The organism is Streptomyces sp. NPDC006326 (genome assembly GCF_040612915.1).
In the GTDB taxonomy this organism is placed as follows: domain Bacteria; phylum Actinomycetota; class Actinomycetes; order Streptomycetales; family Streptomycetaceae; genus Streptomyces.
Window position 1 is genome coordinate 136,823 of sequence record NZ_JBEXRC010000003.1, and the last position, 20,528, is coordinate 157,350.

Genomic DNA, 20,528 nt, shown 5'->3' on the forward strand with positions numbered 1-20,528 from the left:
TGACGTGGCCGCCGGCGTGCATTCACGGAGCGGCAGCGGCGTTGTCCACCGCCCGTCGCCGCAGGTACGCACGCTTGGCCTTGCCACGGGTCTCGTCTCCCGCGAACTCCTCGCTCGCGTCGATCCGTCGTCGTTCACTTCCGGGTCGGCCACCATCGAACCGGGCAGGCCCCGTTGCAGGCTGGCCGCGACGGTGCCTTCGCTGCCGGGGACCGCGTTGATCCGGATGGTCACTGCTCGTCGGACCTCCCTGCGGCTGTGTTCCGTCCAACGGTGGAGTCGGGGGTCTCGTCACGGCCGGGCCAGGAGACCACGATGCGGCAGTCGTTCTTCTCCACGACGTCTCCGGGGGGAAGCGCGGAGTCGGGGGTACCGGCGGACAGGACCGTCAGCCGGGGGGTGGCCCGGTTCCGAAGGTGGCGGTCCCAGGTGCGGACGGCGGCGGCCAGGGTGTCCGCGGCGGCCTTGCCGTCCGGCCCGAAGCCCTGGACTCCGAACTCCCACGTGGACATGCTGCCGGTCTCGTCGTGCTCACGCCGTTCTTTCATCAGGCAGGCCAGCGAGCGACCGAGGACGATTGCTTCGGCCCCCGACCACTTCGGCAGCCGCACCGGTCCCGAGCGGTCAGGGTCCCCCTCCATCCGGCAGAACCCGGGCAGAGAGGTGGCCAGCCACAGCTGCAGGTCCTCGACCGACTCGCCGCCGAGCACGGTCACCCCGGTCCACAGCTCTACGCCACCCGCGGCCAGGGCGCAGTCCAGGCCGTCGAGCGCCCTGGGCGGGGTGTCCTCCCAGCGGATTCCGTAGTCGGTGTCCCCGATCGGGACCGGGGTCTCGTCCCACCGGCCGGCACCCTGCATGGGGACGAACCCGCAGGGGCTGATCTCCGTGGACACCAGCGCCGACTCCTCATTGCGCAGGCCGACGGCCCGGGTGAACCCGCCGATCCGCAGGGGCAAGACAAGGTGTCCGCCCTGCGCGAGTTGGTTCGTCCAGTGCCGCGTCACGTCGTTCGAGGCGACAGTCACGATGATGGCGTCGAAACCGTCTGTCGGGATCAAGTCCCCGGGGGCTCCGTGGGTGCCGTCGCCCAGGACGGCCCGGACCCGGTCGGTGTACCCGGTCTCGGCCAGGAAACGCTGCGTACGCGCATGCACGTACGGGTCGATCTCCACGCACACCACCGACCCGTGAGGCCCCACGAGTTCGGCTATCAGGCCGGCGTTGTAGCCACCGCCCCCGATCTCCAGCACGTTCGCGCCCGGCTGGAGGTTGGCGCGGCGCAGCATGACCGCCTGCATTTCGGGCTGGGACACCGAGCTCATCGACCGCCCGGTGTCCTCGTCGTACACGGTGGCCACCGCCTCGTTGGCGTACGCCCGGGCGAGCGACTGCTCGGGGAGGAAGGCATGTCGGGGCACCGTTGTGAACGCCCGCCGCAGCTCCGGGGTGTCGGTCCAGCCGGCCTCGGTGAGGTCATGGACCAGCTGCTCGCGGAGCCGGATCGCCGTGGCCGGTTCGCTGAACTTCAGCGCCACGTTTCCGGTGGGCCGGGGCGTGTGGTGCGCGGGCGCGACATCGGGCAGCAGGCCCGGCCACACCACGTTCAGAGCCTGGGCGGACGCCGTGAACAGCGGCTGGGGCAGGTTCAGCACGGCGAAGGGGGTGTGCCACTCCCACCGGGTGATCAACTCTGGCTCCCGGACGGTCGGCTCGCCGGTGTAGTCGGTGATGCGGGCGATCTCGGTGACCCGGGTGAATCCGTGCGTGGAGTCGCACAACGTGCCCAGCAGGAGCACCGACTCCGGCCGAGCCTGGAGGCCCGCCTCCTCAGCGAGTTCGCGTACCGCGGTGGCCTCGAACGCCTCGCCCGGCTCCACCTTGCCGGCCGGGAGTTCCCACACGGCGCGGGACGGGTTCCAGCCGAGGAGGACCTGCCCGCGGTCGTTGGTGACGACGACAGCGACGCCGGCCATCGCGGCCGGCTTCGGGGTCCGCTTCTCGCTGTAGGTGACGGGGCGGGTGTGGGGGCCGCGCAGCAGCAGGACGGTGGAGTCGCCGGCCTCGATGCGCTCGGCGTGCTGCCAGCCGTCGGCGAGGAGGTCGATCTCGGTCTCGTCCAGGCAGATCCCGCGCAGCTCCGGCGGGTGCCGGTCGGCGTGCGGGGTGATCACGCACATCGTGCCGTCCTCGTCGAGGAGCGCGGCGAGTTCGGCGACTGTGCGGGTGCGGTCGGGAAGGTGGGCCAGGACCCGGCGCATGGTGATCAGCCGATAGCAGTCAGTGCCGGCCGGGGCGAGGGTGGAGAGGTCGCCGCTGGTCAGGTCGAGGTGGTGGCAGCTGACTCCGTCCGAGACCGCGCTGGCCTTGTTGAGGGCGGACTGGGCCCAGTCCACGGCGTCGACCTGGTATCCGGCGGCGGCGAGGAAGCGGGCGAGCTCGCCGGTTCCACAGGCCGCATCGAGGGCCCGGGCGCCCTGCGTGCCGTCCGGCAAGGTCAGGTGCTCCGTGAGGATGGTCTTCTCGGCGTCGGTCAAGGGGCGGAAGTCGCGGCCTGCCTCGTAGTGGGCGTGCCAGTCCTGTGCGGTGTGGGTGGTGCTCATGCGGTGCGGGGCTCCCTGTTCGTCGGTGGCTCAGGAGAGTGCGGAGGGGTGCTGGGAGGCGGGTCCGTAGAGGGCTTCCGTCTTGCCGGTCAGCAGGGCCCAGTAGCGGTCGCCGAAGGACCAGTGCCACCACTCGGTCGGGTAGTTGACGAGCCCAGCGGCGGTAAGCGCACGGCTGAGGGTGGCGCGGTGCAGCCGGGCTTGGTGGGAGAGGCCCTCGGCGAGGGTGTAGCAGCGGCCCCCGCTTTCCTCCGGGCTGGCGTTGACGCGGGTGCCCATGTCGAGCTCGGTGCCGTCCGCGGTGACCAGGGTCAGATCGACCGCCGCGCCGGCGCTGTGCGGGGCGATCTCGGGCGGTGACACGTACCGGCTCGCCTGTGCCCGCAGCTCCTCCGCCGGCCACTCGCCGTGGGCTGCGCGCAGTTCAGCCGCGTATTCCTCGAAGTACTGCTGCTGCAGTGCCGGAGGGCGGAACCCTTCGACGACGAGCAGGCGCAACCCTTCGGGCAGCAGCAGCTGCGCCTGCAGGAGCCGGTCGAGGACGCCGGAGCGCAGGTGCGCGAAGGCGTACGCGGGATCGGAGCGGCGGTCATCAAGGAGGAGCTCTCCGCCAGCCCGCACGTCGGCCAGGGGTTCACCGTTGTCCGCGACCGGGATGGCGGCGACCCGCGGGTCGGACATCAGGACGATGCTCATTCAGACCTCCCAGTCCCAGGTGTCGAAGTACGCCGGGATCCCGGTGCGGCGGGCGGCCATCACGGCCTCGAGCCGGGCGTGGTCGCGTCCCGGCATCAGGCGCTGCCATTCGGGGACGGCCAGGGCACGGACCTCGTCGTGCTCGTCCGGGTCCAGCACGATCCCCGCAAGCTGCCCGGGGGTGAGCCGGCCGCCGTCGAAGACCCATCCCGCGGTGGCCAGCGGCCAGTCCTTGCCTGGCAGCCCGAATACAGTGGCCAGGAGCTTCGGCGGTCCCTCCACGCGGAGGCCGGTCTCCTCCAGGCACTCCCGCACAGCCGTCTCCCAGGGGCGCTCGCCCGGTTCGGCGACACCACCTGGCCACTGCCAGGGGTGCGTAATGGAGTACGTGGCCCGCAGCTGGACGGGCCGGTCGTCCTCGTCGGTGAAGAACACGGCCCCGAACATGGTGGCCTTCGGCAGCGTCGCAGCGAACTCCTCCGGAGGCAGCCACTTCCGATTGCTCACGACGCTCCCTTCGGCGGCGGTGGGGAAGCGCGTCATCCGCATGAGTGCCGGGTCGGCAGCGAAGCCGAGCTGCTCGTACAGCGGGGCGGAGCCGTCGCTGGCGTACAGCTCGTACAGGGTGACCCCGTCGTTCTCCAGGTGGTCGAGGAGGGCTGCGAGCGCGGCCTTGGCGTAGCCGCGGCGCCGGTGGGTGGGGTCGGTGGCGACCGCGTGGATCCGTACGGCCATGCCCTTGGGGTACTTCGGGGCGGGTAGGACGGCGTGGACCAGGCCGAGGGCGCAGGTGGCGAGCCCGCCGGCGGGGGAGTCGACGACGTATGCGCGGGCGTCGCCGCCGTCCTGGAGGCGTAAGGCGAGCTGGTCGGCGCACGTGGTGAGCCAGGCTTCGTCGAGGGGTTCGCTGAGGATGTTTTCCGACCGCAGGCGGGCGATCTCGGCGGCATCGGCAGGGGTGGCGAGGCGGGGTTCGGGCACGGAGGTCCTTCCTCGAACGGGTAGAAGTTGCAGACGGGCTAGGGATGTCGGGCGCGGAGGCGGCGCAGGGTGCGGTGGCCGCGCTCGGTGACCTCGGGGTCGTCGTGGCTGGTGCCGTAGGCGATGCCAGAGACGGCGTCGAAGGCGGCCTCGCAGTCCATGCGCAGCTCCTCCTCGGGGGTGAGTGCTCTGCCGTACCCGTCGAGGAACGCGGCGCGCAAATCCGGGCGGCCGGTCCAGGTGTCGCTCAGCCGCACCATGTCCCGAGTCGCGGTGTTGTACTCGGACCGCTCGAAGTCGAACAGGAGCGGTTCCCCGGCGCCGTCCAGCAGGACGTTGCGGTACTGCAGGTCCCCGTGCGTGGGCACGAGTGTGGGCTTCGGGAGGTCCGCGTAAGCGCCGACGAGGGCGAGGACGAGATCCTCGTCCCCGTCGGCCAGGTACGGGCGGGCCCCGTCCAGATGCCGTTTGATCTTGTCCGCGGCCGTGGCGGCTGCGGCGGGCCGCTCGGGCGCGCTGCGGTGAAGGACGCCTACGAGACTGCCCAGGGCCTGCTGGACGCGCGCCTCGTCGGAGGCGCCGAGGACCATACCGTGCAGCGGGTGTCCGGGCAGCGCGGTGACGACGGCAGCCTGCGCCGAGGTGTCGGCGGCGACGAGACGGGGAACGCGCGCCCCGAGGGCTGGCACCCAGGACCGGTACGCGGCGACTTCCCGGTCATGGAACTTCGCCCCGCGGTGCCGCTTGAGGTACCAGGTGCCGCCTCCGGGCCCTGCCAGCCGCCACACCCGGCTGCCGGTGCGCACCCAGGACACCTCCGTCGCCTCCGCGATCCGGCCGACGGCCTGCTCGGCGAACACCCGCAGCCTGTACGGCACATCCATCCAGCCGACCGGCGGTCCGCTCAGCAGGTGGGTGCGGTCGGGGCCGTCCGGCCGGTGCTCGATGGCGTCGCCCGGCTGTTGGAAGTGCACGGCGGCGGGCAGATGGGCGCGGTAGGCGTCCAGACCGGCCCGGCAGTACGCCACCATCGGGTCCGGGAGGGCGTCCAGCGGGTACCAGTCCATGCCGTCGCACCGGTCCGGCTCCATGATCCGAGGCCGGCCCGACCAGCGGCGGACCTCGAAGAACACGGCGATACGGGACCTCGATCCCGTCGGTGGCCGGTGGTGGACGGTGACCGCCGCGGTCACGTCCTCCGCCTGAATGTGCACGCCTGTTTCCTCCAGGGCTTCCCGGATGACGGCCTCGACCATGTCCTCGTCGGGGTCGAGGTGTCCGGACGGCAGATGCCGCAGGCCCGATGCGTACACCGGTCCGGCCCGGCGGGACAGCAGCACCTCCGGCCCGCTCTCTCCGTCGCGGCGCAGGATGAGGTGGACGTCGACCGGCACCGTGTGCCGGGCCCCGCCGCTCACCGGGCTGCCCCGGGGCGGCGGGCGAGCAGCACGGTGAACACGCCGTCCTCGTGCAGGACCCGGTCCGGCGCGTGCTGGAGCAGGAGCTCCTGAGCGTGGTACTCGAATGCGGTGTGGTCGGCGAAGAGGTCGGGCCGGGCGAAGCTGGTGGACCGCAGGTATCCCAGGATGCTTCGGGGGCTCCACGTGCGGGTGAAGGGGATGCGGTGCTCGGCGATGTCGCTGAACGCAGATTCGGAGAGGTCGTCTTCGTAGCGGCGGCCGGGTTCGCGGTAGGTGCCGGTGGTGCCGGCGCGGCGGTCTGTTCCGAGGTGGGACTGGATCAGGCCCTGGAGCGCGACGGTCCATTCGGCCTGGTGGGTCCACAGACTGCCGTCGCCCATGATCGCGACAACGGCGTGCGGCGCGGCCACCCGGTCGGCCATGGCTAGAACCGCAGGGCGGTCCATCCAGTGGAACGCCCGGCAGCAGGTGACCAGATCCGCCTGGTAGCGGGGTTGGGCGGGGGCGAACTTTTCGGCCGGGAGGGCGTGCACAGTGGCGGTGCGCTTACCCAGTTCGGGTCCGAGCTCGTCGAGCGCGGTGCGGAGCATTCCCTCGTCCTGGTCCACGAGGTCCAGGTGGGAGGCGGGAGGCAAGGCTGGCAGCATGGACAGGGCGACCTGTCCGGTGCCGGCGCCGAGGTCCAGCAGCCTGGGCGCCGCCACGCCGGCCAATTCCCGGGCCAGGAGCTGGACCACCTGGTCAGGCAGCCGAGGGCGGTATCGGGCGTAGTCGTGGTCCACCGAGTCGAACAGGGATACGGGTCTCCGATCTCGTGCTGTGGGCGTGGCGTTCAACGGCGGGTGTCGAGGACCTGGGGCAGCCAGGGCACGGCGGTCTCCCGGAAAGACTGGTTGACCGGGACCAGGTCGGGCGGGTTGCCCAGCGCGGAGAGGGTGACCGCGATGCTGGTGGCGCCGTCGTCGAGGGCGCAGATCTGGCTGCCGCAGGACGGGCAGAAGCCGCGCTTGGACTCCGGCCACGTGTAGTGCCACGACGGCTCGGCGCCAGACCAGGCCAGACCGTCGAGCGGGAAGGAGACCCACGACATCATCGGTGCCCCCGACAGGCCCTGACAGTCCCGGCAACTGCAGGTGTGGGGGTAATCGGGCTCCCCGGTGACCGTGAACTGGACCTTCCCGCACAGGCAGCCACCGGACCGGGCAGCGGTGGAAGCGGTGGGGGGTGGGGTCATGGGGTGGACTCCTTCGGCGACAGGGTGGGTTCGGGGGCTTGCGGCGGGACGGTTGCTGCCGGCTGGAGGGCGGCGGGCAGTGGCCAGGACAACTCGTTGGGCCCGCTGCCGGCGCTGACCCACTGGGTTCCGTCCGGTTCGAGGTGCAGCCGGTAGGAGGACGGCGATCCGGCCGCCTGCCATCGGGTGGCGGTGTCCTGGATCTCCGCCCAGATGTCACGGGGCCCGCAGACCGTGACCGTCCACGTCCCGGAGTCGTCCGGCCGGGCAGTGACCCAGGACCCGCAGTCGGGGGCCCCGATGACCAGGTGGTCGGCAGCCCAGTTCCGTACGAGTCCGGGGTGCAGGTGGTCCAGGGCCAGCCACAGACCCCGCGCATCATCCCGCGGCGGGCCCGTGTGCGTGGTGCGGGTGCTGCCCCCGTCCGCGGCCTCGATGCGGCGCCGTAGACCGGGCTTCAGGTAGAGCTGGCTCCATCCGTGGCCCGCCCGGTGCCCGAGTCGCACCGCTTCCAGGCTGGCCCGGACGCGCCCGCGGCCGGTCCTGGTGAGGACGGCCAGGCCCGGCCAGGACGGCGAGGACGTCGACAAGGTCGCCAGCCCCAGCCCGTCGGCGGCCAGTTGCTGCGGCCAAGCATCGGGCACCCGGGTGACCGCGTACGACACGAAGATCCGGTCGTAGTCGGCGCTGGCGGGCCAGCCGTTCTGCCCGTTCCCCGTCACGGCCGTCGGCCGGTGGCCGAGCAACGCCAGCCGCTCGCGGGCGGCGGCGGTGACGTGCTCGTCCCGGTCCACGGTGACCACCCCGGCATCACCTGCGATCCGGCACGCGACGGCCGCGGTCACCCCCGCACCTGTCCCGACATCCAGGACCCGCTGGCCCGGCCGTAGGCCGAGACGCTGCAGGAGCGCGACGGTCATTCCGGCCGTGCTGGACATCGCCGTCATCGACCCGCCCGACCGTGGGGCCGGCACCCGGCCCAGCATCGCCTCGCCGTCGTGCTGGACCAGCACGCTCTCCCCGCCGTACAGCAGCCCGAGCAGCTCCTCCCGGTCCGCGGGCACGGCCCAGTCGAGCATGTCCCAGCGGGGCGGAGTCTCGTCCGGCCCGCTGCGCCGCACGTACGCCTGCGGCATCAGCACCTCCCGCCGCACCGCGAGGAAGGCGTCCCGGACCGGGCCCGGCCGGAGGTGGCCGGCCGCTTCCAGCCCGGCGACCATCTCCGCCCGCGCGGCCCCCGCTCTCTCCTCGGGGGAGGCTTCGTTCCGGGCGGGCGGTACGAGGGGATCGGGCACGTACGACTCCTCGGGCAGGGGGACGGGGTCTAGGGGCGGGAAGCGCGGGGCGGTCAGGTCCATCCGAGCTCGGTGTAGGGACGACCGGCTCGGATGCCTTCGATCGCCGCACGGGTGTAGGGGACGATCGGCTCCGGAAGGGCGTCAGCGGGCCACCAGCCCCAGGACACGCAACGGTCCGGCTCCCGGACCTCGGGTGTCCCCGTCCACTGCCGGGCGCGGAAGACGAACCCGATCCTGGGCTGGTCCCCGGGCTTGTCGACCATGTGCACCACGTGCGCGAGCTCGACGTCGGCCGGGTCGATCAGCAGTCCGGCCTCCTCCTGCGCCTCCCGCACCAGGCAGGCCACCGCGGACTCCTGCTCGCAGTGCCCGGCCAGGAAATGGTGGGTTTCGCCGGCGTACGCGGAGCCGGGGTGCCGCAGGCCGAGCAGCACCTGGCCGTCGCGCTCCAGGTACAGGTGGACGCCGACGATGTGCGGAACGCTGGTGCTGCCCGCCTTCGGCCTGTCCGGACGGAGGGCTCCGCCCTGGGGCGCCGTCGTGCTGCGGACGGCGTGTTGGGCGTGCTGGCGGACGAGGTCCAGGGTTGAGGGGCTCAGCCTCAGGCGCTCCATGGAGTCAGGGTGGAACCAGGCCAGCATCACGCCCTCGGTGAGTGGCAGGCGGGCGGGGTCGCCGCTCCAGCGGGCGGTGAACACCTGCACCGGCACGGTCAGTCCGTCGGTACTGGTGGCGAGCTCGACGGCGAACGGCTCCAGGGCGCCCGGCTCGAGCCCGGCCTCCTCACGCAGTTCACGGCGAATGGTGTCTTCGAGTGAGGTGTCGCCCGGCTCGCGGCCTCCGCCGAGCAGCGCCCAGGCCCCGGGCTCCCAGATACCAGGCAGGTCATCGCGCAGGTGCAACAGGTAGCAGCCGTGCCCGTCGTGGATCAACGCCGAGGCATTGACCGGCTCGATGCGGCCGTCGAGCCCGGAGGCACAGAGCTTCGCCCGCAGCTGTGGGGCCGTGACCTTGTCGAAGGCCACCCACTGCGGGGCCGAGACCTCCTCCGGTTGCACCGTGACCTCCACGTCCTTGTCCACCAGCTGGAAGGCGAAGCGGAAGTCCCAGTGCTGGTGCGCACCTTCGCCCTTGACCGGGTTGGCGTCGATGTCGAAGACGTCGATGTCGATGGGCAGGTACCCGTAGGCGGCGGTGGCGCACAGGGCGCCGGACGGGATGCCGACCTCCTCGTGGACTTCGCGCAGTGCCGTCTCCAGCAGCGTGTGATCCCCGGCCTCGACGTGCCCTCCGGGTGCCAGCAGCAGCCCGAAGGTGTTGTGATGGACGAGGAGCACTCGGCGGTTGTGGTCGACGACGACCGCGCTGCACGTGACGTGTCCCGGCATGGTGGAGCGGCTCGTGGGCTCGGCGTCTTCGTCCAGCAGCCGGAGGAGAGGCGCCAGTAGCGGCGCTTCAGCGGGGTGCCGGTCCAGGTAGGCGGTGACGAGATCGCGGATGTGTGAGCGGGTGGGCGACAAGAGGGCCTCACAGGTCGGTGGGACGGCAGGGCGGAGGAGTCGGCGGCGCCTACGGGCGCGGGCCGCTCCTGCGGCGTCAGGGGGCGGTGGGGCACCTCGGGCGAGGGTGGCCGCAAGGGGAGGTTCGGGGATGGCCCCGTCCTCTCCCGCCGCCGGGCGGAGGTTCACACCCGGTGGCCTGTTCCCGGGTCGCGGCGCTAGTCATGCGTGATCCTGGGCGGGTAGAGCGTCGTGGTCGCCGGCCGCCTGGCCGTGGATCGCGGCATCGAAGGCCGAGGCTTGGACGAGATAGGCGTCGCGGAAGTCCCCCGTGCCGGTGACAGGGTCCATCAGTTCCTCGAAGGTCCCCGACTCGGCGACCCGGCCGTCCTTCAGGACGTGGATCAGGTCCGCGCGGCGCACGGAGTGCAGGCGGTGGGTGATGAGCACGATCGTCTGGCCGGTGGTCGCGGCCAGGGCCCTGATTTGGTCGAAGACCCGCTGTTCCGCGACCGCGTCCAGCGCGCTGGTGGGCTCGTCCACGATCAGGATCTCGGCCTGCCGGTACTTGGCCCGCGCGATGCCGATGCGCTGCCACTGGCCGCCGGAGATCTGGTGCCCGCCGCGGTAGCCGCGGGCCAACAGGGTCCCGAGCCCGCGCGGCAGGCTGTTGAGGACTTCGTCGGCTCCGGAGAAGCCGGAGGCTTCCTCGACCACCCGGTCGTCGATGGCCTGACCGGGCTGCCCGATACCGACGTTCACCCGGAACGTGAAGGGCCAGTGGTAGAAGTCCTGTGACATCAGGGCAACGCGGCCGAAGACCTGGTCGCGGTCGGCGGTACGGGCATCGACGTCGTCCCACCAGATCGTGCCGCTGCCCTCGTCCGGAAGGTAGAGGCCGGCGAGGAGCTTGACCAGGGTGGATTTGCCGGAGCCGTTCTCGCCCACCAGCGCGATGATCTTCCCCGTCGGGAACGCCAGGGTCACCTCGCGCAGCGTGGGCTCGGGCAGGGTCTGGCCGCTGCCGGGGTACGTGAAGGTGACCTTCTCGAACCGGACCTCCCGCAGCCGCGCGGGCAGCGGGTCACCGCCCGTGGGAATCGCCCGGGTCTTCGCCTCCCGGCACAGCCGCTCGAAGTCGGCGACGAACAGGGACTCCTGGTGCAGCTCGGTGACCTGGAGCACCAGGCTGTCGAGGCTGGCGGCGCCGGTGCGGATGGCCAGGACCGCCGTGCCGGCGACGGCGAGTTCCATGGCTCCGGCCCAGAGGAGGGCGCCCAGGGCACCGTAGGTGAGGAGGGTGGCGAGACCGCTGGCTCCGTCGGCGGCGAGCCCGATCCGTGCGGCGCGGCGGGCCAGCCGGGTCTGCTCGCGTTCGCTGGTCTCGGCCATGGTCCGGAAGTGGCCCAGCAAGAACGGCCCGACGCCGTGCACACGGACCTCCCCAGCCGCTTCCTTCTGGGTCAGCAGCTGGCCGAGGAGGTGCCCGGCGCGGGCGTGCTGGACGAAGGCGTGGAAGGAGATGTACCGCTGGCGGGAGATCATCAGTGAACTCCACGCGCTCGGCAGCGTCATCAGGACCAGGAGCGGCAGCAGCACCGGGTGCAGGACGGTGAGCACGCCGGCCGCCGCGATCAGCGACACCGCCGAGTTCAGGGTGTTGGTGCAGTACCGGATCATCCGCCGCGCCGAGTCGGCGCCGTACCGGGCCGCGTCCAGCAGCCGGTGGAACTCGTCGTCCTCGATCGCCGACAGCTCCGTGCGGTGCACCAACCCCAGGTACTGCTCGGTGGCCACGCGCTGCACCTTCGGCTCCAGCGCGCCGGTGGCCGCCGTCGAGGCCGAGCGCAGGAGCGACCCGAGGAACGCCGTGACGGCCACGACCGCGAGCGCGGGCAGCGCCTGAGTCAGGCGCTCGTTGGTGCTGCCCGCCGCGAGGACGTGGCCGAGCACGCTGTTGACCGCCACGAGGCCGACCGCCTGAGCGACGCCCCGCCCGGCCTCCGAGGCCAGGACCACCCGCAGCGCCTGTGCGTCGGCGAGGTGGGCAAGCCGCAGGCCGGTGGCCGCCAGGCGGGGGAGTTGGCGCGCCATCGTCCAGAGTCCGAGCCCCAGCCAGGCGCCCTCGTGCTGGTCCCAGCCGATGTCGTAGGCCAGCTCGCCGCCGAAGAGAAGACGCTCGGAGTCCGACACCCCCGCGGCGCCGGATCCACTTGCCGAGTCCTTGCTCATGCAGCCCTCCCGCAAACGGGTCGTGAGCCGCAGCAACAGGCAGATGAGGCGTCAACAGGACACCAAACCGCAGGGCGTAGCCCTGGGGCCAGCCCGCCATGTTCGATTAATGGGAGGGCGTCGAGGTGCTTCGGCAGGAGATTCACGGGGTCCTCCGTATGGGCGCACGACTGGTACTGGTGCTCTAAGAACGGCCCTGATCCGGGTCCGTCACGGCCGAATTGGAGGCAAAGCGGGAACGAATGTTCTCGTCTGGCTGGGTGCGCTTGGCCCGCCTGGGGCTGTGGCGTTGAAACTCGCTCGAACAGGTCGTGTCACCCGGGCGGGGGATTGCCGACCAAATGCGGACGCCGACTTCCCCGGCTCGTAGCGAGTCAGGGAGCCTGCAGGCTGCCTCTGATCACGCGGTCGCTCCGATGCAGTGCCGCGTCCAAGGCACTACGCAGGGGTGCTGGCAGGGCGCCGAAGCCGAGAGCACACGCTGCGACGAGGTCGTGGCAGTCCTGGAGCTGTCTCGGGCCGGCGAGCTCGGTGAACAGTGAGTCGTCTAGGACTTCGCGGGCGGCGAAGCCGTCACGTGTACCGACGATGCCCCAGTGCAACTCGTTCGTGATGCGGTACGCGGCCGGGCTCGCCGGGGTGGCGATGGTGTCCAGGGCTGTGAGGCGCAGGCGGGTGTCGAAGACCGTCATGCCCTCCTCGGCGGGGACGGCGCGGAGCGCGGCTTCGAGTTCGTCCTCCTGGTTGTGATGCAAGTCGGCGCAGGCACGGAGGCATAGGGCGTGGAGGCAGGCGGTGACGGCGTGCTCCCACGGTTCGCCGGCGGCGGTGTCGGCGATGAGTTCGGTGGCGTGCGCGGTGTCACCGCTGGTGAGGGCGGCGACGACGGCGATCTGTCGGCCGTCGAACATCCGCTTGCCGATGCCTTGGTGTTCGCGGGTGTGCGCGAGGGCTTCGGCCCACCGGCCGCTGCCGGTGAGGGTCCGTGAGCCGTCGGCGAGGAGGACTCGCCACAGCCAGCTGCGTAATTCCTGCCGGTCGTCTTCGGACTGGACCAGGTCGGCTGGGATGTGCACGTCGTCGAATCGGTCGTCGGTGCCGTTCGTGACGGCGTCGAAGAGACGCAGAAGACGGTTGCGCCCTTCGTCGGGGTGTCCGGCACGGATCTGCAGGCGAGCCAGGTTGACGACGGGCTCGAGGGCCCGGATTGCGGCCGTGGCGTGGAGCGGGGTGGCGTGCAGGTAGGCGTCGGCGTGCTGGTGGCATAGCTGACGGGCGAGGTCGGGCAGTCCGACGTCGCTGGCGATCAGGGCGGCCTGGTTGTAGACGGCCGAGGCCAGCCCCTGGTCGGAGCGCGCAGCTGCGGTCTCGGAGAGGGTTGCGAGGGCCTGGACGCGGTCGGGAAGGGGGAGGCAGGCAGGCCGGAATCGTGAGACGAGGGGGAAGCGTCGGGCTAACTGGCCGTGCGGGTCCATGAAGTTCTCCGAGGGGTCGGCCCGACGTGTGGTGCCCGCCGCTGAGGGGCATGGGGGCAACGGGCACCACACGGTCAGGGAGGCAAGGTCAGTTGAAGTCGATGACGATCCGGTTCAGGGGCGTGTCGACGGTGGACTGGCCGGGACGCTCCGCGGGAACCGGCGCTTGCAGGGACTGGAGCTCGAAGCTGGCTTCCCGGCCGCGGTAGTTCCGGTCCCAGGCCCGGATGGTCTCAGCGACCTCGGCGGCGAGCTCGTCGCTGCCGGGGCCGTGGCCGATGACGCCGAACTCCCACAGCTTGCCGCCCTCGGGGGTGGTCTGGTCCGAGAGGCGCCGGGCAAGGTAGGTCAGGGCGCCCTTGTCGATGACCGCGGTGGAGGAGGGGTAGGGGTCCTCGGTAAGGGTGGTGCCCTTCGCCGCGGCCGGAAACAGCATCCTGACCAGGCCCGAGTCGAAGGAGCAGCTGACGAAGAGCTCCATCCACTCGGGCGATTCCATGGCGCGGACCGTCATCCCGGTCCACTCCTCGACCCGCGGTTCTTCGAGCACGCGGCCCAGCGCCTCGTCATCGAGGGGTGTTCCGGCCGGCGCCTGCAGGCGTACGGTCCCGTCCGTGACCAGGGGGATGATCCGCCGGTCGTCGTCCGCGATGCCGCGGCGCAGGGGCATGAAGGTATTCATCTCGCTGCCGAGGGAGACCCACCGGTCGCCTCGGCGTTCGTAGACGATGGAGCGGGAGACGCTGCCCTTGATGCGCTGGGGAACGACGAGCCGTCCGGCCGGGGCGAGCTGGTCGAGCCAGGCGTGCGGGATGCCGTGGGCGCCGACGGTGGCGATGATCCGGTCGTACGGCGCCCCGTCGGCGTAGCCGACGGCTCCGTCGCGAGTCAGGGCGACGACGTTCGTGTACCCGGCGGCGGCCAGGTGCGCGCGGGCGCCGTCGACGAGGTCGTCGTCCACGTCGATGGTGGTGACGTGACCGGTCTCGCCGACGACGTGAGCGATGAGGGCGGCGTTGTACCCGGTGCCGGCGCCGAGTTCGAGGATGCGCTCGCCGGGCTGGGCGTCGAGCTGGTCGAGCATGAGGGCGACCACGGCGGGCTGGGAGGCGCAGGAGATGGACGTGCCGTCGGTGTCGTACTTCACGTGGACCGGCTGGTTGGCGTAGGCGTCCTGAAGCGAGGCGTCAGGCACAAACAGGTGCCGTGGCACGGTGCGCAGCGCGGCCTCGGCGGCCGGATTGGCGGCGTGGCCCTCCTGGCGGATCTGGTCGACGAGGGCGTTGCGGAGCTGTTCCGCGGTCGGATCTGGGGTGGTGAGCGTGTCGGTGTTCACCGATCCGACGCTATCGGCGGCCGGGGTGCCGCCGGGGGTGGTTGCGGGGGTGTCACTCGTTCCCATGATGGCCTTTCGGGCGAGGTTGGACAGGGCGCTTTGGTCCTCCAGGGGGAGGCCGGCCCGGTTGAAGTGGAAGATCAGGTGGTGGGCGAGGACGGCTCTCAGCCCTCGACGCAGGCGGCCTTCGTAGTTGAGGACGGCGAATGCGGTCCCGGCCCGTACGAAGGCGCGGACCCAGTCGGCGTGGCCGTGGAGGGGGCCGTCCTCCCGGCACAGGGTGCGGGCGTCGACGGTCAGCAGGGAGTGCATGGCCGCGTCCAGCTCGGAGGCGAGGATCGGCGGGGTGGGGCGTTCGGCGGCGACCTTGTCCCAGACGTCTCCCTGCTCGTACCAGTCGAGACCGGCAGCGCGCATCATCGCGCTGACGAGGAGGACGGCGGTCTCGCGACGGCCGAGGTGCCCTGCCTGGACGGGGTAGGTCAGTAGGTGACGGCTGTCCGCGTGGAAGAGTTCGTGGGCCGCCTCCATGGCCTCGGGCCCGCCGAAGGCCAGGGTCTCCGGCTCGTAGATGGCGGGAATCCACTGCCGGACCTGGTCGTCTTGGACGAGTCCGCTGAGGGCGGCCCACAGGGTGGGGGTCTCGTCGCCGGTGGTGCGCACGCGCAGCTTCCACGGCTGCTTGTTCATGAACCACCAGGCGGAAATCTCCCCCCGGTCCTCGGCCTTGAGCAGAGCGGGGCCGAGCCTCTGGGGAATCACCTGCTGTGCAGCGGTGCGGTCCCGGAAGGTGACGTTGATCTGGTGCCAGGTGCCCTGCATCAGTGAGGTCCTTCAAGTAGGTGGTCGACGGTGGTGGAGTTGTGTGTGCGCGCGCCGATCACGCGATGAGCAGGCAGGCGTCCCAGGACGTGCGGGGCGGTATGCCGGTGGCGGGCGCCAGGAGGGCCAAGGCGATTCCCGCGGCGCCGTCGAGGAGCCCGGGGTCGGGTTCCTGCGTCTGGATGAGCCCGGCTGCAGCGCCGGCCGGGTCGCTGCCAGGGGGGTGCACTGCGGACAGCAGCGCGGGGAGCACTGCCCGGAGTTGACCGGCGGTAGGGGCCAGGGCGTCCGAGGCTGCCCGGGAAGCGATGTGGGCGAGGCCGGCGAAGCCGTGGCACAGACCGTTGTCGGTGGTCTCGCGGAGCTGCTGGGGGTCGGTTAGCGCTGCCAGAAGACCGTGCTCGGCGGCGAGCTGGCGTCTCCGGTCCCCGAGGGCGATGGCGGCGAGCTGCTGCGCGCGGGCGAGCCCGGCGGTGCCGTAGCACCAGGACGGCCGCTGCGGCCCCATGGACAGGTGGCCGGTGCGGAGGGCGGGCAGGGTCACCCAGTACGGCCAGGCCGGCCCCCGGCCGCTGTCGGCTTCCCAGCGGTCCAGCCAGTGGAGGATGCTGGCGATGGCTTCCCAGTGACCTGAGGCCGTAGTCCCGCGGAGTGCGGTGAGTGCAAGGAGGGCGAGGACCCCTCCGATGCCGTGGGCCAACCCGGTGTTGGCGTGCCCGTCCGGGTAGCGGTCGTCGGGGCGTCCAGAGGGTCCGGACGCCGTCCACCATCCGGGCACCGTCTCACCCCTATGGGTGAGCGGCAGGGTGAGCTGGACCAGGTAATCGAGGATGGCGCGGACGATGTCGCTGTCGGGGCGTCGGCGAAGGAGGTAGGCGCCGTACCCGGTGAGACCGCGGATCGCGTCGAACTCCGCGAGCGCCGGGAGTTCTTCGGCTTCGATGCGCTGCTCAGCAGCGGCCAGGCGGCGGCGTGCGTCGCTGGCCACTTGTCGATCCAGGGCATCGAGTGCGGCTGCGTACGCCCCGGGAAGGCGTTCGGCCGCACACGCGAGGGCGTGGGCAAAGGCGGGTGCACCGTAGAAGGCATGGCTGTCGGCCCCGCTCGTCAGCGGCTGTCCGGCCACGACGGAGAGCCAGGAGTGCGCGCGGTCCCACGGCGCGAGGCCGGCGGCGGCGAGCTCGATGTGCAGCAAAGCGATACCCGGAGCGCCATGGCCGAGCGACTGCCGACGCCACTCGGAGACGACCTGCGCGTCGAGTACGGCCGCCGGTTCGGCGAGCCGGTCGGCGATCTCCCGGGTAAGGCCGAGGGCGGCGTGGGACATCAGCGGGACCTCCGGGCGGTCCAGGCGAGGGCGGCGGCTCGCGCGAGGTAGAGGCAGACCGCTTCTTCGGCGAAGTCGACGGCGACGGCGCGGACGAAATGGACGTGGAGCAGGGAGGTCAGCACGGCGTCTGCATCGATGCCCTGGGTATCCGGGCCAGGGAAGTGGCGCCGGTACCCCGCCAGTGCCCCGCTGCGGTCGCTCCAGGCGTTCAGGATCGTCTCGCCGCCGGTGACAGAGCGCAGGGCTGCCCAGTCATCGTCGGGGTTGGCGAGCGCGACGCCTTCGGTGAACTCCGGCCGAGCCACTCGTGCCGGGGGCGCAGGCGGGACGTGGTCGATCAGCCACGCCATCGCCTTCGGCGTACTGCCGAGATAGGCGGCGGCGATGGCCACGCTGTGCGCGGCGACCAGTGCCCGCCGCGACGGCCGGCCCGCGCAGGTGAGCTGCGCGAGGACTGCACGGGAGTCGGCTCGGAAGACTTCCTCGGCCGCAGCCCAGGCTGCCCCCGCGCCCCACCTGCCCATCTCCGGATAGGAAGTGGCGTAGCGCAGATCCGACACCAGCCCAGCGCAGCGGAGTTCGTCAGCCCACGCACTCACCGTGCTCGCCGTATCGGTGAAGGCTTCCGGGGTAGGCAGGGCGAACCGAAGCCGAAGGTGCTGGTCGGGGTCGCGGAACCGTACGAACCACCAGGGCCGCCCGCAGAGCCGGTCCAGTAGGCCCGGAAGGTGCTCCCCAAGCAGGACGTCCTGGCGGCGGATCTCCCCGTACACGCTGGCCAGCAGGACAGGCGAGACGGCCGGGGTGTGGACCGTGTCGCTTCGAACCGTACGAGCGGAGGTGGGCTGGGGCAGACGAGGCCAGGACGGTGGACGGCTGGCCTTGAGAGGCACGACGATCTCGTGGGCTCGGCCGCCGCACCATCCCAGATCGGCCGCAGCCAGCGCTTCGGCGACCGTGATCGCACCGGCCCGGTCCAGTTCCTCGCGCAGCAGCGCCCTGTGGGCGGGGACGGTGAGGTCGAGGGGCAGCAGTCGGTCGCCCTCCCCGACGTGCACCGCCAGGGGGAGCTTGCGGGCGTCGCGCCAGGTGCCGAACGCCGCGTCCCATTCCTCCCACGGCCGGTCAGCTGCAGGCAGTTCTGCGGCGTTCAGCCGCCAGCGCGCCGGCGCCAGGATGATGCGACCGCAGCGCAGGCGCGGAAGGTAGGGCAGGTGGGAGGCGGCTCCCCAGTCGAACGTGGTGACCTGCGCGCACTGGGCGCGGCTCAGTTCAGTGAGGAACCTGGCCAGGGGCGGGGTGTGCGTGTCCAGGTTCAGGGCGTGCATCCCCACCGCCTCCACGCGCTGCCCGCGACCGGGGGCAGCGAGGTACATCCGGCGCCCGTCACAGCCCACCGCCAGGTCGTCGACGGTCAGCACGTCCTCACCAGGGGCCCGGTGCTCGGCGAGGCTGATCAAGGTCGGCAGCACGCGCGGTGTCCGGGTGACGTGCGCGCTCTCCGGCAGTAGCGGAGGGAACGACAGCTGGACGGCGATCGTGTCCGGGTCGGCAGCCGGAAGCTCGCTGAGGTCGTCGATCAATGCCTGCCGCTGCCGGGAGCCGAGCACAGGGAGGAATCGGCCGGTTCCGACCCCGGCGCCCCGGGAGACGCTGACCACTTCCAGGCGGAAGCGCCCTCGGTCCAGCGTCCTGGTGTCGGACGCATGGAGCCGGAACCCGAGCTCAAGGTGGGGCGGGAGCCGTACCGGTTCGCTGCCCACGGTCAGGGCTTCGATGGTGGCCTCGTCGAGGACGACCTCGCGGCTGGTGTCGAGGGCAGCCTGCTGCGCCAGCTGCAGCAGGACCTGATCGCGGTCCGTCAACCGAGGTTTGGGGCCTGCAGGGCCGGCGCCCGCATATCCGTCGGGGTAGCCGATGCCGCTGTCGGCGACCACGTCGAGCACCGGGACCATGGAGCCGATCCCGAATCGCTCGTAGAACCGCATGTGGAACGCCTTCCAGGCCGCCGTCCCGAACGGCGCCGGGCTGACACGGGCCAGCAGGAGGGCGGCGTGCTCGGCTTCTCGTGCGACCTCATCCGGCAATACGACGGACCCGGCCAGGCGCACGTCCACGGCCAGCGGGTCCCGACGCAGACGGGGGGCCATGGCACGCATCTGGGCACGGGCAATCTCGTGTCCGTCGGTGTGCTGCAGTTCAGCGTGGGCGGCCCGCAGACCGGCGAGGATCTCCGACACCCCGACGACCTCGTCGGCGCCGATGGCGTCGAGCTGGGCCAGGAGGTAGCCGAGCGCATCGGTCTCCGTGCTCGGGGCGTGCAAGGCGCTGACCAGGACGCCGACCTCCATCAGCTCCCGCACGAACCCGTTCACGGTGGGCTTCCCCGCCGAGGGGAACTCGGCCAAGACCTTCGCGACGACATCTGCGACCGGGATTGGCGCCCGGGCGGAGGTCAGGACGGCAGCCACGGCGCCGGTCATCCGTATTGAGGCCTCGACCGCGCGCCGGCGGGCGGCTTCGGTGTCGGCCCGGTAAGGGACGACGAGACGATCGCCGCGTTCGGTGAGGATGGTGCTGGCGACCACCGGAATCCGCTCCAGCAGCTCGACGTCGGCCTCCAGCCGGGCGATGACCTTCGCCATCCATTCCGCGGACGCTCGGGCCACCGGCAGATGCCCGCGTCCCCAGCCGACATGGGCGGAGGCGCCGAAACCGGCGGTGGTGACGCCGGCGAAGTATCCGAAGGGCGTGGGGCGGCCGTGTGCTCGCAGCACGTACCGGGCCACCGAGAGCGCAGCCCGACGAACATCGCGGGGCCGGGGCCGCTCGGCGGCCAGGAGGCCATCGACCTCACTGCCCAGGGCCGGGCTGGCGTGCCACAACGCCTCACCGGTAGCCGTGGCGCGGATCGCACGCAGCCAGGGAAGCTGCCCGGTGAAGTCCCCGGGGGACCGGTCGGTCAGGTCGGGCCAGGGCACCAGCGGAGGAGTGGGGGACGTCACCGCGCGCACGAGTGCCGTGCGACCGGACTGAAACGCGGGGCTTGCCACCTGAACCTCCGTGAAGGGTGAAAGGAACGGACGAGCCCAGTGCCGCCCCGCCGCGCTGGGCGTGGCGGGGCGGGCACCGGTCAGGGTGGGGCGAGCGGGTCAGTGGACGCCGGTGGTGCAGGCGCCGCAGGTCGAGCCGCAGTTGTCGTCGGTCAGGGTCTTCAGGGCGCCCGCGTCGCCGACCTCGGTCAGCTCCACGTCCAGGTGGAACGCGTCCTGGGGCGTGGCCTTGGGCTGAGCCTGGGTCATGCCCGGGTTGGGATTGGTGGCCATTGCAACTCCTTCTGCTGGTTCGGTCTGTCTGGTGTGTTGCGGACCAGGGGCGCGTGCCTGACGGCGTGCTCCCTGGCCTCCCCCTCCGGATGCGCCGAAGAGGGGAGTCGTGGGCCGCGAGGGCGGCGGTAGGGATCAGCCCTTGTCTCTGGGCGGTGCCGAGCAGCGCGGCGAGGGCTCGACACCGGCGAGGTCTTCACGAAGCCGGGCCCGAGCGAGCATCTGCCGGATGGTGCGCCGCCGGAGATAAGCCTCAGCCAGCCTGCCTGCCATCG

At 71.7% G+C, this 20,528-nt stretch carries 14 protein-coding genes; all 14 read right to left on the reverse strand.

Translation table 11 applies throughout. From position 1 onward, the window contains the following. Window positions 1–230: 230 nt before the first annotated feature. Complete coding sequence (gene fxlM / locus ABZ128_RS03835; protein ID WP_356845866.1) at window positions 231–2,603, reverse strand: methyltransferase, FxLD system; 2,373 nt, start codon at window positions 2,601–2,603, stop codon at window positions 231–233. A gap of 30 nt (window positions 2,604–2,633) precedes the next feature. Continuing rightward, window positions 2,634–3,299, reverse strand: a complete 666-nt coding sequence (locus ABZ128_RS03840) for a M15 family metallopeptidase (RefSeq protein ID WP_356845867.1) — start codon at window positions 3,297–3,299, stop codon at window positions 2,634–2,636. Continuing rightward, window positions 3,300–4,280: a GNAT family N-acetyltransferase gene (locus ABZ128_RS03845; RefSeq protein WP_356845868.1), complete on the reverse strand. Its 981-nt coding sequence runs from the start codon at window positions 4,278–4,280 to the stop codon at window positions 3,300–3,302. It abuts the gene before it with no gap. Between the two features lie 38 nt (window positions 4,281–4,318). Further along, the gene (locus ABZ128_RS03850) at window positions 4,319–5,698 is read right to left on the reverse strand and encodes a phosphotransferase (protein ID WP_356845869.1); all 1,380 of its coding nucleotides are present in this window, start codon (window positions 5,696–5,698) and stop codon (window positions 4,319–4,321) included. Then, window positions 5,695–6,438: a methyltransferase gene (locus ABZ128_RS03855; RefSeq protein WP_356845870.1), complete on the reverse strand. Its 744-nt coding sequence runs from the start codon at window positions 6,436–6,438 to the stop codon at window positions 5,695–5,697. Before ABZ128_RS03855 ends, ABZ128_RS03850 begins: the two co-directional genes overlap by 4 nt. A gap of 95 nt (window positions 6,439–6,533) precedes the next feature. Continuing rightward, the gene (locus ABZ128_RS03860; RefSeq protein ID WP_356845871.1) at window positions 6,534–6,935 is read right to left on the reverse strand and encodes a GFA family protein; all 402 of its coding nucleotides are present in this window, start codon (window positions 6,933–6,935) and stop codon (window positions 6,534–6,536) included. After that, window positions 6,932–8,293: a methyltransferase domain-containing protein gene (locus ABZ128_RS03865; protein ID WP_356845872.1), complete on the reverse strand. Its 1,362-nt coding sequence runs from the start codon at window positions 8,291–8,293 to the stop codon at window positions 6,932–6,934. The genes ABZ128_RS03860 and ABZ128_RS03865 overlap by 4 nt, the downstream gene beginning before the upstream one ends. Next, a complete protein-coding gene (locus ABZ128_RS03870; protein ID WP_356845873.1) occupies window positions 8,284–9,753 on the reverse strand; it encodes an NUDIX domain-containing protein in 1,470 nt (489 codons plus the stop codon). Before ABZ128_RS03870 ends, ABZ128_RS03865 begins: the two co-directional genes overlap by 10 nt. A 201-nt stretch (window positions 9,754–9,954) precedes the next feature. Beyond that, window positions 9,955–11,964, reverse strand: a complete 2,010-nt coding sequence (locus ABZ128_RS03875; protein ID WP_356845874.1) for an ABC transporter ATP-binding protein — start codon at window positions 11,962–11,964, stop codon at window positions 9,955–9,957. A 374-nt stretch (window positions 11,965–12,338) separates the two neighbouring features. Then, on the reverse strand, window positions 12,339–13,439 hold the full coding sequence (locus ABZ128_RS03880) for a hypothetical protein (protein ID WP_356845875.1): 1,101 nt from the start codon (window positions 13,437–13,439) through the stop codon (window positions 12,339–12,341). A gap of 88 nt (window positions 13,440–13,527) precedes the next feature. Continuing rightward, complete coding sequence (fxlM, locus tag ABZ128_RS03885) at window positions 13,528–15,597, reverse strand: methyltransferase, FxLD system (RefSeq protein ID WP_356845876.1); 2,070 nt, start codon at window positions 15,595–15,597, stop codon at window positions 13,528–13,530. A gap of 58 nt (window positions 15,598–15,655) precedes the next feature. Next, window positions 15,656–16,927, reverse strand: coding sequence for a lanthionine synthetase C family protein (locus ABZ128_RS03890; RefSeq protein WP_356845977.1), 1,272 nt, complete (start codon window positions 16,925–16,927; stop codon window positions 15,656–15,658). Beyond that, window positions 16,924–19,908, reverse strand: a complete 2,985-nt coding sequence (locus ABZ128_RS03895; RefSeq protein WP_356845877.1) for a lantibiotic dehydratase — start codon at window positions 19,906–19,908, stop codon at window positions 16,924–16,926. The genes ABZ128_RS03890 and ABZ128_RS03895 overlap by 4 nt, the downstream gene beginning before the upstream one ends. A gap of 171 nt (window positions 19,909–20,079) precedes the next feature. Next, window positions 20,080–20,229: an FxLD family lanthipeptide gene (locus tag ABZ128_RS03900; protein ID WP_356845978.1), complete on the reverse strand. Its 150-nt coding sequence runs from the start codon at window positions 20,227–20,229 to the stop codon at window positions 20,080–20,082. Window positions 20,230–20,528 lie beyond the last annotated feature (299 nt).